Below are 13,737 nucleotides of genomic sequence, written 5' to 3' on the forward strand. Positions count from 1 at the left end.
ATAATCCAAGCAAGGAAGAAGCTGAGAAAAAAAGTTGATAATAATATGAATAGTTTCTTCATAGTAGACTCCTTGTATAAGAGAATAACCCTATAGAACAAAGATTTCATGTTTTATAAATTCTTAGAATTATTTTCCTAGTTTAATCAATCACACCCTGAACAACAAGACAATAATACTCTTCAAAAATCTCTTCAAACCGCGTCAACGTCGCCTTGCCGTAGATATATGTAACTGACTTCGTCAGTCTTATCTACAACCTCAAAGCAGTGCTTTGAGCAACCTGCGGCTAGCTTCCCAGTTTGCTCTTTGATTTTCATTGAGTATAAATTTAATCCTTTCTTATTTTGAAATCGGTTTCTTATAACATAAATATATCACTTTCTATATAACCTGTCAACATATTGTATCAAGGTATCGTTAGTAATAAAATTTTACAGTTCCCTCAAAAATAGATGTCATTAACGAATTTTATTCCAGTTTTTCCCATTCATATTATCCGAGAAAAATAGATGATATTATAGTAAAAGGCAATTCAAACTATTGTAAAATTTCTACAAAAAAGAGAGCCTAAACTCTCTTTTTTATCTTCTTTTACTTTGATTCATCGACATAAGAGTGATATCACGCAAACTAAAGTAGGCTAAGGCCAGCATAGCGATTGCGACAAAGAATTCTGCTGGTAATTGAAAAATTTGAAAAACTGACAACATAATCAAAATCACGAGTGACATTCCAACAAAAATAATTACAAAGACATTAACGGTTCCCTTAATACTTTGTGGTGTCGCAAATACATAGAGTAGTAATAAGAGGAGCCCTATGATTAAATAGATCATCTTTAACTCTTTCTAGCTCTTACTCAGCTGATTTTTTCTTCTTGTTGGCTTTTTCACGCTCTGCCTTGTTAAGGATTTGTTTACGCAAACGAATAGACTCAGGTGTTACTTCCATATACTCATCATCGTTCAAGAACTCAAGAGACTCTTCAAGTGTCAAGATACGAGGTGTCTTAATAACAGCTGTTTGGTCCTTAGTAGCTGAACGAACGTTAGTCATTTGTTTTGCCTTAGTGATGTTAACGGTCAAGTCATTTTCACGAGAGTTTTCACCGATAATCATTCCTTCATAAACTTCAGTACCTGGGTTGACAAAGATCGTACCACGTTCTTCGATAGACATGATTGAGTAAGTTGTAGCCTTACCAGCATCGATAGAAACAAGGGCACCACGGTGACGACCACCAATTTCCCCTGGAATCAATGGCAAGTATTGGTCAAAGGTATGGTTCATGATACCGTATCCACGAGTCATTGACAAGAACTCAGTTGAGTATCCAATCAAACCACGTGCTGGAACAAGGAAGACCAAACGAGTTTGACCATTACCAGTTGAAATCATATCCAACATTTCACCCTTACGTTCAGAAAGGCTTTGGATAACAGAACCTTGGTATTCTTCTGGAGTGTCGATTTGAACACGTTCAAATGGCTCACATTTAACACCGTCGATTTCTTTTACGATAACTTCTGGACGAGATACTTGAAGTTCATATCCCTCACGGCGCATTGTTTCGATAAGGATTGACAAGTGCAATTCTCCACGTCCTGAAACAGTCCATTTATCTGGTGAATCAGTTGGGTCAACACGAAGGGAAACGTCTGTTTGCAATTCGGCCTGCAAACGTTCTTCCACCTTACGAGAAGTCACCCATTTACCTTCTTTACCAGCAAATGGTGAGTTGTTGACCAAGAAAGTCATTTGAAGAGTTGGCTCATCAATGTGTAGAATTGGAAGAGCTTCTATTGCGTCTGTCGGAGTAATGGTTTCACCGACAAAGATGTCTTCCATACCTGAAACGGCAATCAAGTCACCCGCTTTTGCTTCTTGGATTTCACGACGTTCCAAACCAAAGAAACCGAAGAGTTTAGTAACACGGAAGTTTTTAGTTGTGCCGTCAAGTTTAGAAAGGGTAACTTGGTCCCCAACCTTAACTGTACCACGGAAGACACGACCGATACCGATACGTCCAACGAAGTCATTGTAGTCCAAAAGTGACACTTGGAACTGCAAAGGCTCATCTGAGTTATCTACTGGAGCTGGTATATGGTCGATAATGGTGTCAAAGATTGGTGCCATAGTAGTTTCTTGATCAGCTGGATCATCTGACAATGAAGAAGTTCCATTAATCGCTGATGCATAGACCACTGGGAAGTCAAGCTGGTCGTCATCTGCACCAAGCTCGATGAAAAGTTCCAAGACTTCGTCCACTACTTCTGCTGGACGGGCTGATGGTTTATCGATTTTGTTAACAACCACGATTGGGACAAGATCTTGTTCCAAGGCTTTTTTCAATACGAAACGAGTCTGTGGCATTGTTCCTTCGTAGGCATCTACGACCAAGACAACACCGTCAACCATTTTCATGATACGCTCAACTTCTCCACCGAAGTCCGCGTGTCCTGGTGTATCCATGATGTTGATACGAGTTCCGTTGTAGGCAACAGCTGTATTTTTAGCAAGGATGGTAATTCCACGCTCTTTTTCGATATCGTTTGAGTCCATAGCACGCTCTGCCAATTCAGTACGTGCATCAAGAGTCTCTGATTGTTTCAATAATTCGTCAACGAGGGTTGTTTTACCGTGGTCAACGTGGGCGATAATCGCAATGTTACGGATATCTTCTCTAAGTTTTGTCATGATTTCCTCTATAATATTCAAAATTTATTTTCTAACTGAACGATTATACCATAATTTCAAGTAAATAACATAATTCAAGCAAGTGTAAATGTTTTCACGAAGCTTTTCTTTTCCTGTCAAGACTTTTCAAAGTAAGAGACTTATGATAAGATAGGCACAGTATGCGTTTAGATAATTTATTAGCCCAAGAAAAAGTTAGCCGAAAGGCCATGAAACAAGCCTTACTAAAAGGAGAAATTCTAGTCGATGGTTGCCCAACCCGCTCCCTAGCCCAAAATATCGATACAGGACTACAAGAACTCCTTTTTCAGGACCGAATCATTCGAGGTTATGAGCACACCTATCTTATGCTTCATAAGCCTACTGGTGTCGTTACAGCCAACAAAGACAAGGAACTCCAAACCGTCATGGACCTGCTGTCACCTGACATCCAGTCTGACAAGCTCTATGCCGTCGGCCGACTGGATCGAGATACGACGGGACTCCTCCTCTTGACTGACAACGGTCCCTTGGGCTTTCAACTCCTCCATCCCCAATATCATGTCGATAAGACCTACCAAGTTGAGGTTAATGGACTTCTGACACCTGACCATATCCAAGCCTTTCAAAAGGGAATTGTCTTTTTAGATGGCACTATCTGTAAACCTGCAAGACTAGAGATTCTATCTGCAAGTCCTTCCCTCAGTCAAGCCTCTATCACCATTTCAGAAGGAAAATTTCATCAAATCAAGAAAATGTTCCTCTCAGTTGGTGTTAAGGTCACTGCTCTAAAACGAGTTCAATTCGGTGATTTCACTTTAGACCCAAAACTAGGAGAAGGTCAATATCGTCACTTGAATCCAGAAGAATTAGAGATCATTAAAAACTATTTAGAGATGAGTCGATAAAATAAAAAAGCTTTAAAAATAAAGCTTTTTTAATCTTCTTTAACTCATGTGTAAGATAATTCCAATAATCCAGTTTAGAGCAGAAAGAACAATGCCTACTATAGCTATAATTTTTTCTGTTTTATAATCAAGTCCAGATTCTTTTTGAAGTGAGTTAGCATACAATAAACTGGTAATACTTAAACCAATACCCCCCCCCCACGAAAATAACAAACCAAGAATAATCGACAAGATACCCAGAAAAAGTGGATTTTTCTTCTTTTCTTTCATGTTCTAAGAACTCCTTAAATTTTATACAAATTAATTATGGTATAAAACAATAGCTTCATCCTATCATTCAACTGCTTTTGAAATAAGATTAGCTAGTCTTCACTTTCCCTTTCCAAGAATCCAAGCCATAAGAAAGGATATAAATCTCAGAAAAACCTTGTTTTTTCAAATAAAGGGCTGCATTTGTCACACGTTGCGCACGTTGGTTTTCGTAAAGAAGGACAGGTTTATCTTTACGAAGGGCTGCAAGACTAGTCTTCAACTGACTTGAAGGAATATTGCGGGCACCAAGGATATGTTTTCTATGGAATTCAGCTGGGTCGCGCAAATCAATCAATTGGCTAGTCCGAATCAAGGCCTCAAACTCTGCATTGTCCACAATCTTAGCTGCACGGCGAATACGAAGATAGTTAAAGCCCATCCACGCTAACATTGCTAGTATAAGTATCCACAAAATCCAAGTAACCATTAATTCTTTTCTCCATTTTTCTCAATATAATCCAATTCCACCTTGTGCTCTCTGCGAAGAACCGCTTCTGCTTCTAGATAGTCTAATTTGTCCATCAACCCTGCGTCATAAATCCGAGAGAGTTCCAACTTCATCAGTTCAATATCATATAAGCGTTTTCCCATGTAAACAATAATACCAAATTGCTTGAGGAACTGTTGCACATCATAGAATGTTTTCATAAGACTCATTTTAGCAAAATTTTGTGTTTTTTTCAAGAAGAGACTCACACAAGAAGTATCACAGAAATAATTAAAAAAGCTGCATCTTCTGCAGCTTTTTAATCTGGTGGAAAATAGCCCAACTGCTCAGCGATGTGAATCGCCTCCTGCCTGTTAGTCACTCCTAACTTTGAAAAGATATTGGCCAAGTGATTGGAAACTGTACGTTTACTCACATAGACCTTGTCACAGACATCATCAATGGTCAAGCCATTTCTAACCAGTTCTAGTATCTCGATTTCTCGTGGTGTTAGCACCTCTACCATCACTTCATCTGAAAAGACCTTACCACCTAGATAAATCTTTTCCAGTTTTTTCACCAACTCATCTGGATCCATACTTTTGTCCAGAAAGCCATAAGCCCCCATAACTTTAGCTCGGTGTTCATACATTTTTTTACTGTAACCTGTCAAAATCACAACCTTACTAGAACAACCATTGTCGATAATCTCTTGTGCCAAGGTCAGCCCATCAGCTTGATACAGACTCGTCAGGTTGATGTCAATCAAAATAATGTCGTAGTCATCAAAAGCAATCTCCGAAATAGTCGAAAAATTATCCACTAACTGGACCTTTTTAATGTTTTCCGATAACTCTAAAATCATCTTGATACTTTGGCTAAATAATTTATGATCATCAATTAACAAAATTTTCATAACACAACTCCTTATCAATCGGGAGAGTAATTTCTACACGAAATCTCTTATTATTTTCAAAAATCTGCATTTGACCACCTAAAACACTAATTTTATTAGACATATTTTTCAAGCCATAACCTAAGGATTTTTCTGTTTGAAGGCAGTTATTTTCAGAAATGATAAAAATAGCGTCATCATGCACATCAATCTTCAAAGAAATCCTTCCACCACTAGCGTACTTAACGGCATTTGTCGTCAGTTCCTCAACCAGACGATAGGCAATTTTATCGTAAGGAGATAAAAGCCTAAAGTGGGCAGGAAACTGTGTGACAACTTCATTTTCTGCGTGATAGCGCTTGACAATCCGATTAATCAGCCCTTGATACTGGATGTCTAACTGCTCGTCTGTTTCTACCATTGGCTGATAATAATCCATCCGCTCGCGAATCCGCTGAACCAACTCCTCTGTCACCAGATTGATCTGTTCACCAAAAGCTTGATTGCTACTATATTTATTGAAATTTTTTATTGCCATCACATTTTGCAGGATTTCATTGTGAAGAAATTCGGAGAACTGTTGTTCTGTGTCTTCATTTGCCAGCAGACTTTTCACCATACGGTTACGCTTTAAAAAGAGAACTTTTACATAATCCCTAGCATCTAGCATTTCAGCAGAACGAAAGAGGCGAATCAATTCTTCCGAACAAATCCCGAACAATAGTAACATGATATTCAAGACCAAAAAGCTCGTGTTTAAGTCTAAATGAAAGATGATGAAAATGCCTACTAACAAAAACATAACCAATAAAAACAAGCGTGAAAAAGCTTTTATATAGGACAATTTCAACTCTGATACCTTTTTTTGAAGAGAGCTGACAATCGTTTTGAAGTGTAAAAAAGCTAAGATGCCAAGAATTTCCAGATACCAAACTAGGTTCATCACTCCTGAGCCCGTCGTATTGATATACAAAAAGAAATAAGAAAGAGGCAATATCAAAGCTAATATCCACAAATTTCGTCTCTGATACTTGAGTTTACTTTTCAATTCTTTATGATATAAAATCAGTAAAATCAAGGGAACAAGGTTTAAAAAGAGAGACGCAAACAAGGACAGAAATAGAAAAATTGAAGGACTTAACAGATACGAACTAATGGTGATTAGTGTCAACACAAAGGACACACTCAACAGTTCTTCTCCTATTTTCTCTCCCAGAAAGATAATAGACAGAGAACTATACACCAATAAAAAAGAGTTGAGCGGATGAAGAATATCAAAAAAGTGCAACAGGGTGTTCGCAACTCCTTGATTAAAGATGGATTGCCAGCTAATGAGAAACATCATCAGGAGCAACCAAAGTTTCAACTCACTATACCGAAAGGTCACAATATTACAAATATAGCTAAATACAATTAAAGCAATAATCAGCAATAAAACCATCTGTAAGGAAAAATCTGTCGAAAAGTCCAGAGGAATCCTATAATAAATATAAATCATCAAAGTTAGATGATTAAAAATCGTCAACCACCACAATAAAAGTGAGTTTTTCGAGATCAATTTGACAAACTGTTTCATATGTATCCACTTCCTGAACTACTTTAATATCATTATAACACAATACCAGAATTGTCGGATAGGCAACTCTGGTATTTGACTTAATTTTCAATCATTTGCCAACTTACTCTGTAAGTCACTAGCAGGTAAAGGACAAATAGTAAGACCGCTACTCCCAGATAGGTGATATCAATAGAAATGCTGGTATTAGCGAAATTCTCAAAATAGCCCAAAAGAGCGGTACTCAAGGCAAATGCTAGCGGACCTGCGATGACCAGCGGAACCAAGAAATAACTTAGAATCTGTTGCAAAAGAATAGATCGATTTTGCTTTCTCTTATTCCCGAGAAGGTATAAGATTTGATAATCATTGACACTATCCAAAGCACTTGTAGAAGTTTGAAGTGACAAGATACTGAGGGAAATAATGATAAAAATAACACTGACAAAAATCATGACAAAGACGATGACGCCCATAAATCCAAGATAAATCTCAAAAATTCTTCCTTTCGTTTGATAGGTGAACGAATTCAACTCTGCTCCATCACGGGTGAAGTAGTATTTTTCTATCCACTGACTTAAGAATGTTTCTACTTTCCGTTTGTCGATATTTTCTTTGAAATTGGCAACATAGGTCGTGTGGTCTTCCGTCAATCCAACTACTACCTTATCTGGTACAATTAAGGTTCCTGTGTCATTTGTACCCACTGACGATAAAAAGTAAACTGTTTCAAGTGGCTTTGAAGAGGCAAGGTTGAGAGAATGACCGTTAATCATGAGGGTTTTGGTCGTTGATAGAAATTCCTGAATCTGCTTGGCAGTTCCTTTATAATTGGCATTGACTAGAAATTGGTCTTCTGCCAAGTCAACCGCTTTTTTCCCTTGCAGTTTGCGGAGATGATTGTAGGCAGAAATTCCTAAAATCGGTACTTTTGATTCAGGAAGTTTCTTATCATGCTCCCAGAGATTGCTAGTATCAATCAAATCTTTATAGGTTAAATCACTAGAATAGATAGGATAACTGTACTCCTCTTTGATGAGGTTAAAGTCAAATCCATCTGCTTTCAGCCTATCTTTTACAGAATCCTGAGCAAATTGGAACTCTTGACCACGATAAAGATTGACAGTTACATCATAAGGTGAGTATTTGTTCAGCTCTCGGTTCATAGTCGTATAGGCACTACCACTAAAAACGAGTAAGCTGAGAGCCAGTGTCAAGGTCAAGGATAAGACAGCCAACGTGACCGAATTACTATCAGCTTGTTTTGAAAATTGACGGATTTTAAAAGTGTTTAGTTTGTTATAGTAGGTTTGAGGCAGTTTTCTAAGGGAGACCAAGATAAAATGGCTCAAGGTATTGTAAAATAAAATCACAAAAATCACGAAGACAGATACCAGCAAGATACCCCAGCTTTTCAAGAATGATAGATGGTGATAGTCTGAAAAATAGAGAGCACCAAAACCAATAACAGCTGTCGAAAGAATAAAGAGAAATGCTTGAAGAACTGGCTTGCCTTTTGGCAAGACAGATTTCTTGACCCCATTTTCTTGAATGAGTGCAATGATATTTTGCTTTCTAAAGGTAAGAATGTCCATGACACCAACAATAAAACTGGTGACCAAATAGGAATAAACTAGTAAGATGACAGACTTGCTATCAAAGAAAAGCAGACTACCAAAGTAATTGGCCATAAAAAACTCAGATGCAACCTTAGCTAGAATGACCAGTAAGATCACTCCAAGCAAGAAACCTAGAATCAAGGAAAAGATATTGACCAGCATGGTTTCAAAGAACAGGGTACGGATAATCTGCTTCTTCTTCATTCCCAGCGTTGCATAAAGTCCCAACTCTTTCTTGCGCCGTCCCAACACAAAATTTGTGGCGTAAACGATGAGAAAGGCAATCGCCGATAAAATCAGATAGGAAAGCAAACCCATGTACTGGCTCATCACTGTCGTCAACATTTCCTTTGCTCCTGATAAACTTTGCATCACTGGATGGCTTGGTAAAGCATTAAAAGCGTAGAGCAAGCTATAAATCAAGGTCAGACTGAAAAAATAGATGGTATAGGTCTGTAAATTTCGAAATACATTTCGTAAAATCAATTTTGGATACATACTCTCCCCCTCCTATCTGGTACGGCTGTAAATCTCTTGTAAATACTGTTCATTAGATAAGCTGTTACGTTCCAAATCATCCATAATCTTTCCATCGCTAAGTAGCACCATCCGTGAGGAATACTTTGCTGCAGCAGGGTCATGCGTAACCAGTAAAATGGTAATACCAAAACTTTTATTGATTTCCTGCAAAAGCGCCATCAGTTTTTCAGAATTGGCAGAGTCCAAGGCTCCTGTCGGCTCATCTGCGATAATCAGTTTAGAATCATCAATCAAGGCTCTAGCAGTTGCCACACGTTGTCGCTGACCACCTGATAACTGATTAGGAAACTTATCTTTTAAGTTCTGGATGGCCAGCTTATCCAAAATTTCCTCAATCTTATCCTGATGTTTTTTAATATTTTTCCCCTGAATTTGAAGAGGTAGAACGATATTTTCATAGACCGTCAAGGTTTCCACCAAGTTGTAAGCTTGGAAAATATAGGAAATGTTTTTAGCACGATAGTCAGCTAGTTCATTTTCCTTGGCATGGATGATGTCAAAATCTTCAAATCGAATCTCACCTGATGTTGGTTTATCAATCGTTGAAATACAGTTGAGAAGTGTTGTTTTTCCACTACCACTAGCTCCCATAATTGCCAGAAATTCTCCTTTTTCAACAGACAAGTTCACATCTGATAAAGCATGAACGATATTATCCCCTTGACCAAATGTTTTCGTTAATCCTGTCACGATAAGTTGTTTCATCATTTCATTCCTCCGTTTCTTTATTACTCTCTCATTATACGGTTTCTTTCAAGGTTTGCCATGAGTATTTTGTGCAATATATTCAAGTAATAAAAAAACCGATGCCTTTTTCAGGTATCGGTTGATGTTGATTATTTGCGATCGTTTCTTTTTTTCATAAAGTAAACAATCCCTATGACAATAACTCCTAAGACCAGTACAGGTGCATAGAATTCTAATGTTCCAATAATTCCTTCCATTTTATCCTCCTGTCAAAAAATAGAGAGTTTTATCCACAGCGCACGTTTGGCAAAATACCTTCATAAGAATATGTAAACCACCAACCACAGCGTCCCTGTGCTGTTAATCTAACAGCCCTACCCCCACCCAGCAGCAGATTTTCCATCCAATTCTTGGCTATTAATTTCCATAATCCAAAGAATCAATCTCAAAGTTGTCTTGTTTTATTTGTATTTCTCCCGTAAATATAACACCAAATCAAAATGTTGTCAATGTTTTGTAATAAAACACTAGAATTGTCCTTTTGTTTTATCTAACAACGAACATTATTTCTCGTACACTCATAAGAATAGGTGAAACACAACCCACACAGATTTGCTAGCGTCATTTTAACAGCTGTGTACCACAAGCTTCTGATTTCCCGAAAAGTTCTTGCTTTTCAACCTCAAAACTTAGAGAATCAATTTCTAAACGATTTGTATTTTTAGCTATAAGGTTACCTCCTTCCTTCTTTTGGATGATTATCTTTACAATAACTAGTATAAACTCTAGTATTGGCTAAGTAATGAGTAAATCGTGCAAGTTTCTTATTTTCGAGAGAAATTTTTATAGTTCTCAATTAAAAATAGCTGAACAATCTCTTAATCAGCTACTTTTTTACCTTATTTACTAAATGATTTAGAAGTTTCTTCTTAACTACTTTACAGAGACTCACACAATGCCCCTTATTTTCTTATCTTCTTTGGCGATTCTGACGCAAGTGTGGTACAATTAAATCATGAGAATTCAACAATTACATTATATTATCAAAATCGTCGAAACTGGCTCTATGAATGAGGCAGCTAAACAACTTTTCATTACCCAACCTAGTCTTTCTAATGCTGTTCGAGATTTAGAAAATGAAATGGGTATTGAAATTTTTATTCGTAATCCTAAGGGCATTACCTTGACCCGTGATGGCATGGAGTTTCTCTCTTATGCCCGTCAGGTTGTCGAGCAGACCCAGCTTCTGGAAGAACGCTATAAAAATCCTGTCGCTCACCGCGAACTCTTTAGCGTGTCGTCCCAGCACTATGCCTTTGTGGTCAATGCCTTTGTATCGCTACTTAAGAAAAGTGATATGGAAAAGTATGAGCTCTTTCTCCGTGAAACACGAACTTGGGAGATTATCGATGACGTTAAGAATTTCCGTAGTGAAGTTGGTGTCCTCTTTTTAAACAGTTACAACCGAGATGTTTTGACAAAGATGCTAGATGATAACCATCTGCTTGCCCACCATCTCTTTACCGCTCAACCGCATATCTTTGTCAGCAAAACCAATCCTCTGGCTAAAAAGGACAAGGTAAAACTATCTGATTTAGAGAATTTCCCTTATCTCAGCTATGACCAAGGGACGCACAACTCCTTCTACTTCTCAGAAGAAATTCTTTCACAAGAACACCACAAGAAATCCATTGTTGTGAGCGACCGTGCTACACTCTTTAATCTCTTGATTGGTTTAGATGGCTACACTATTGCGACAGGGATTTTGAACAGTAACCTTAATGGAGATAATATTGTTTCTATTCCATTAGACATTGAGGACCCAATTGAACTTATCTATATTCAACATGAGAAAACTAGCCTATCCAAAATGGGCGAACGCTTTATCCAGTATCTATTAGAAGAAGTTCAGTTTGATAATTAAAAGTAAATAGCAAAGCAGCTTACTTTCTTTTCTTAAGTAAATTCAAAAATTTGAACTACTTGATTACCATATCACCTCCTTTATCTCCGATATCTTAAACAGTCTTGACTTGGAAATTCATCCTAACTAAGATTAGTTATCCTCACTCATCTATTTAGCTAGTAAGTCCCAGCTAAAACTAAGGATACTGATTTATTAAGCTGTTTTCATAGAACTCAGATACATGAATCCTTCCACTTTAAATTTATAGATAAAAGATATTAGACTAGAAACAAAAGAAAATTCCTAAATACACTATCGTCCGAAAGTTAGCTTTTAAATAACTAACTTTTGGATTTTTTGTTTAATGAGACTTGGTGATAAAAGAGCTAATACTCTTCGAAAATCTCTTCAAACTACGTCAGCTTCACCTTACCGTAGATATATGTAACTGACTTCGTCAGTCTTATCTACAACCTCAAAGCAGTGCTTTGAGCAGCTTGCGGCTAGCTTCCTAGTTTGCTTTTTGATTTTCATTGAGTATAAAACATAAAAAATAAAAAAGATTGAGCTCTGCTCTATACAAAACTCAATCCATGACATCATTTTACAATTAAACTTCTAGCTACAAAATCTTTCGATACTGTATTTTTAAACCTAATTTTACGTCAAATTATTAAAGTCCCAGATTTGGTCCATCCAGCCTTCATAAAAGTCTGGCTCGTGACAGACCATGAGAATGGATCCTTTATACTCTTTTAGGGCTCGTTTTAGTTCATCCTTGGCATCCACATCCAAGTGGTTGGTTGGCTCGTCTAGTACCAAAACATTATTTTCTCGATTCATCAAGAGACAGAAACGTACCTTGGCTTGCTCCCCACCTGATAAAACTTGAATCTGGCTTTCGATATGCTTGGTTGTCAAACCACAACGAGCAAGGGCTGCACGGACTTCTGCTTGATTAAGTGCAGGAAAGGCATTCCAAACAGCTTCAAGAGGAGTTTGGCGATTACCACCTTCTACTTCCTGTTCAAAGTAACCGAGTTCTAGGTAATCACCTCGTTCAACTTCCCCAGCAATTGGTGGAATAATGCCCAAGAGACTCTTCAAGAGAGTTGTTTTCCCAATACCGTTGGCTCCAATAATGGCAACCTTTTGATTGCGTTCAAAGGTAAGGTTTAAGGGATTGGTAAGTGGACGGTCGTAACCAATCTGCAAATCCTTGGCTTGGAAGATAAAGCGCCCTGGTGTACGAGCTGATTTGAAATCAAAGGATGGTTTTGGTTTCTCACTTTGCAGTTCGATAATATCCATCTTATCCAATTTCTTCTGACGGGACATGGCCATATTTCGTGTTGCAACACGCGCTTTATTACGAGCTACAAAGTCTTTGAGGTCTGCAATTTCTTTCTGCTGACGTTCGTAGGCTGCCTCCAGCTGTGATTTTTTCATGGCATAAACTTCTTGGAACTGGTAGTAGTCACCAGAATAACGCGTCAGCTGTTGATTTTCCACATGATAGACGATATTGATAACGTCATTGAGGAATGGAATATCGTGTGAAATGAGGACAAAGGCATTCTCATAGTTTTGGAGATAGCGTTTGAGCCAGTCAATATGCTCAGCATCCAAGTAGTTGGTCGGCTCGTCCAACAGCAAGATATCCGGCTTTTCAAGGAGGAGTTTAGCCAAAAGCACCTTGGTTCTTTGTCCACCTGACAAAGAGGTTACATCCGTATCCATGCCAAAGTCCATGACACCAAGGGCACGCGCTACTTCATCAATCTTAGCATCCAAGGTATAGAAATCACGACTCTCTAAACGATCTTGAAGTTCGCCAACTTCTTCCATAAGAGCATCGACATCTGCTCCGTCTTCAGCCATTTCCATATAAAGATCATTGATGCGGGCTTCTGCTTTGAAAAGCTCATCAAAGGCTGTGCGAAGCACATCACGAACAGATTGCCCTTCAGCAAGGACAGAGTGCTGATCCAAATAACCAGCAGTCACATATTTGGACCACTCAACCTTCCCTTCATCTGGCAACATCTTACCAGTTACAATACTCATAAAGGTTGATTTTCCTTCACCATTGGCCCCGACCAGACCGATATGTTCTCCCTTGAGGAGACGGAAAGACACATCTTCAAAAATTGCACGGTCACCAAAACCGTGACTCAGATTTTTAACTTCTAAAATACTCATTTTAATT

At 38.0% G+C, this 13,737-nt stretch carries 14 protein-coding genes; 3 read left to right on the top strand and 11 right to left on the bottom strand.

The annotated features are described in order from the left end of the window. Positions 1-194 precede the first annotated feature (194 nt). The 3 genes from QZ114_RS07690 to typA all read right to left on the bottom strand — a co-directional run bounded on the left by QZ114_RS07690 (position 195) and on the right by typA (position 2,700). On the bottom strand, positions 195-320 hold the full coding sequence (locus QZ114_RS07690) for a hypothetical protein (protein ID WP_295501719.1): 126 nt from the start codon (positions 318-320) through the stop codon (positions 195-197). A gap of 264 nt (positions 321-584) precedes the next feature. Next, a complete protein-coding gene (locus QZ114_RS07695) occupies positions 585-839 on the bottom strand; it encodes a DUF3165 family protein (RefSeq protein ID WP_295501721.1) in 255 nt (84 codons plus the stop codon). 19 nt (positions 840-858) lie between these two features. Next, the gene (gene typA, locus QZ114_RS07700) at positions 859-2,700 is read right to left on the bottom strand and encodes a translational GTPase TypA (protein WP_033684034.1); all 1,842 of its coding nucleotides are present in this window, start codon (positions 2,698-2,700) and stop codon (positions 859-861) included. Positions 2,701-2,861: 161 nt separating this feature from the next. On the opposite strand from typA, the gene QZ114_RS07705 reads away from it, so the two are divergent. Next, positions 2,862-3,587 (top strand): 16S rRNA pseudouridine(516) synthase, encoded by a 726-nt coding sequence (locus QZ114_RS07705; RefSeq protein WP_295501725.1) that lies wholly within the window; start codon positions 2,862-2,864, stop codon positions 3,585-3,587. Positions 3,588-3,626: 39 nt separating this feature from the next. Here the strand turns inward: QZ114_RS07705 and QZ114_RS07710 are convergent, their stop codons facing one another. From QZ114_RS07710 to QZ114_RS07730, 5 genes are all read right to left on the bottom strand, one after another. Next, positions 3,627-3,857 carry a DUF4190 domain-containing protein gene (locus QZ114_RS07710; RefSeq protein ID WP_295501727.1) on the bottom strand — a complete coding sequence of 77 codons (231 nt, stop codon included), beginning with the start codon at positions 3,855-3,857 and terminating at the stop codon, positions 3,627-3,629. A gap of 88 nt (positions 3,858-3,945) precedes the next feature. Continuing rightward, a complete protein-coding gene (locus QZ114_RS07715; RefSeq protein ID WP_295501729.1) occupies positions 3,946-4,326 on the bottom strand; it encodes a rhodanese-like domain-containing protein in 381 nt (126 codons plus the stop codon). Then, complete coding sequence (locus QZ114_RS07720) at positions 4,326-4,595, bottom strand: YqgQ family protein (RefSeq protein ID WP_025171619.1); 270 nt, start codon at positions 4,593-4,595, stop codon at positions 4,326-4,328. The genes QZ114_RS07715 and QZ114_RS07720 overlap by 1 nt, the downstream gene beginning before the upstream one ends. 50 nt (positions 4,596-4,645) lie before the next feature. Further along, positions 4,646-5,242, bottom strand: coding sequence for a response regulator transcription factor (locus QZ114_RS07725; protein ID WP_295501733.1), 597 nt, complete (start codon positions 5,240-5,242; stop codon positions 4,646-4,648). Further along, the gene (locus QZ114_RS07730; RefSeq protein WP_295501735.1) at positions 5,223-5,951 is read right to left on the bottom strand and encodes an ATP-binding protein; all 729 of its coding nucleotides are present in this window, start codon (positions 5,949-5,951) and stop codon (positions 5,223-5,225) included. The genes QZ114_RS07725 and QZ114_RS07730 overlap by 20 nt, the downstream gene beginning before the upstream one ends. A 534-nt stretch (positions 5,952-6,485) precedes the next feature. Here QZ114_RS07730 and QZ114_RS07735 point away from each other — a divergent pair. Continuing rightward, a complete protein-coding gene (locus tag QZ114_RS07735; protein WP_226946464.1) occupies positions 6,486-6,638 on the top strand; it encodes a hypothetical protein in 153 nt (50 codons plus the stop codon). A gap of 239 nt (positions 6,639-6,877) precedes the next feature. Here the strand turns inward: QZ114_RS07735 and QZ114_RS07740 are convergent, their stop codons facing one another. Both QZ114_RS07740 and QZ114_RS07745 read right to left on the bottom strand, forming a co-directional pair. Then, positions 6,878-8,893, bottom strand: a complete 2,016-nt coding sequence (locus QZ114_RS07740) for an FtsX-like permease family protein (RefSeq protein ID WP_295501738.1) — start codon at positions 8,891-8,893, stop codon at positions 6,878-6,880. A gap of 12 nt (positions 8,894-8,905) precedes the next feature. After that, positions 8,906-9,640, bottom strand: a complete 735-nt coding sequence (locus tag QZ114_RS07745; RefSeq protein WP_050489878.1) for an ABC transporter ATP-binding protein — start codon at positions 9,638-9,640, stop codon at positions 8,906-8,908. Positions 9,641-10,637: 997 nt separating this feature from the next. On the opposite strand from QZ114_RS07745, the gene QZ114_RS07760 reads away from it, so the two are divergent. After that, a complete protein-coding gene (locus tag QZ114_RS07760) occupies positions 10,638-11,546 on the top strand; it encodes a LysR family transcriptional regulator (RefSeq protein ID WP_001222594.1) in 909 nt (302 codons plus the stop codon). A 642-nt stretch (positions 11,547-12,188) separates the two neighbouring features. Here QZ114_RS07760 and QZ114_RS07765 read toward each other — a convergent pair. Beyond that, a complete protein-coding gene (locus QZ114_RS07765; RefSeq protein WP_295501741.1) occupies positions 12,189-13,730 on the bottom strand; it encodes an ABC-F family ATP-binding cassette domain-containing protein in 1,542 nt (513 codons plus the stop codon). Positions 13,731-13,737: the final 7 nt, after the last annotated feature.

The organism is uncultured Streptococcus sp. (genome assembly GCF_901875575.1).
Classification (GTDB): Bacteria; Bacillota; Bacilli; order Lactobacillales; family Streptococcaceae; genus Streptococcus.

Bases quoted from the DNA above. Each gene is read 5' to 3' on its own strand.
- QZ114_RS07690 (WP_295501719.1), bottom strand. From the start codon at position 320: ATGAAAATCAAAGAGCAAACTGGGAAGCTAGCCGCAGGTTGCTCAAAG.
- QZ114_RS07695 (WP_295501721.1), bottom strand. From the start codon at position 839: ATGATCTATTTAATCATAGGGCTCCTCTTATTACTACTCTATGTATTT.
- typA (WP_033684034.1), bottom strand. From the start codon at position 2,700: ATGACAAAACTTAGAGAAGATATCCGTAACATTGCGATTATCGCCCAC.
- QZ114_RS07705 (WP_295501725.1), top strand. From the start codon at position 2,862: ATGCGTTTAGATAATTTATTAGCCCAAGAAAAAGTTAGCCGAAAGGCC.
- QZ114_RS07710 (WP_295501727.1), bottom strand. From the start codon at position 3,857: ATGAAAGAAAAGAAGAAAAATCCACTTTTTCTGGGTATCTTGTCGATT.
- QZ114_RS07715 (WP_295501729.1), bottom strand. From the start codon at position 4,326: ATGGTTACTTGGATTTTGTGGATACTTATACTAGCAATGTTAGCGTGG.
- QZ114_RS07725 (WP_295501733.1), bottom strand. From the start codon at position 5,242: ATGAAAATTTTGTTAATTGATGATCATAAATTATTTAGCCAAAGTATC.
- QZ114_RS07730 (WP_295501735.1), bottom strand. From the start codon at position 5,951: ATGTTACTATTGTTCGGGATTTGTTCGGAAGAATTGATTCGCCTCTTT.
- QZ114_RS07735 (WP_226946464.1), top strand. From the start codon at position 6,486: ATGAAGAATATCAAAAAAGTGCAACAGGGTGTTCGCAACTCCTTGATT.
- QZ114_RS07740 (WP_295501738.1), bottom strand. From the start codon at position 8,893: ATGTATCCAAAATTGATTTTACGAAATGTATTTCGAAATTTACAGACC.
- QZ114_RS07745 (WP_050489878.1), bottom strand. From the start codon at position 9,640: ATGAAACAACTTATCGTGACAGGATTAACGAAAACATTTGGTCAAGGG.
- QZ114_RS07760 (WP_001222594.1), top strand. From the start codon at position 10,638: ATGAGAATTCAACAATTACATTATATTATCAAAATCGTCGAAACTGGC.
- QZ114_RS07765 (WP_295501741.1), bottom strand. From the start codon at position 13,730: ATGAGTATTTTAGAAGTTAAAAATCTGAGTCACGGTTTTGGTGACCGT.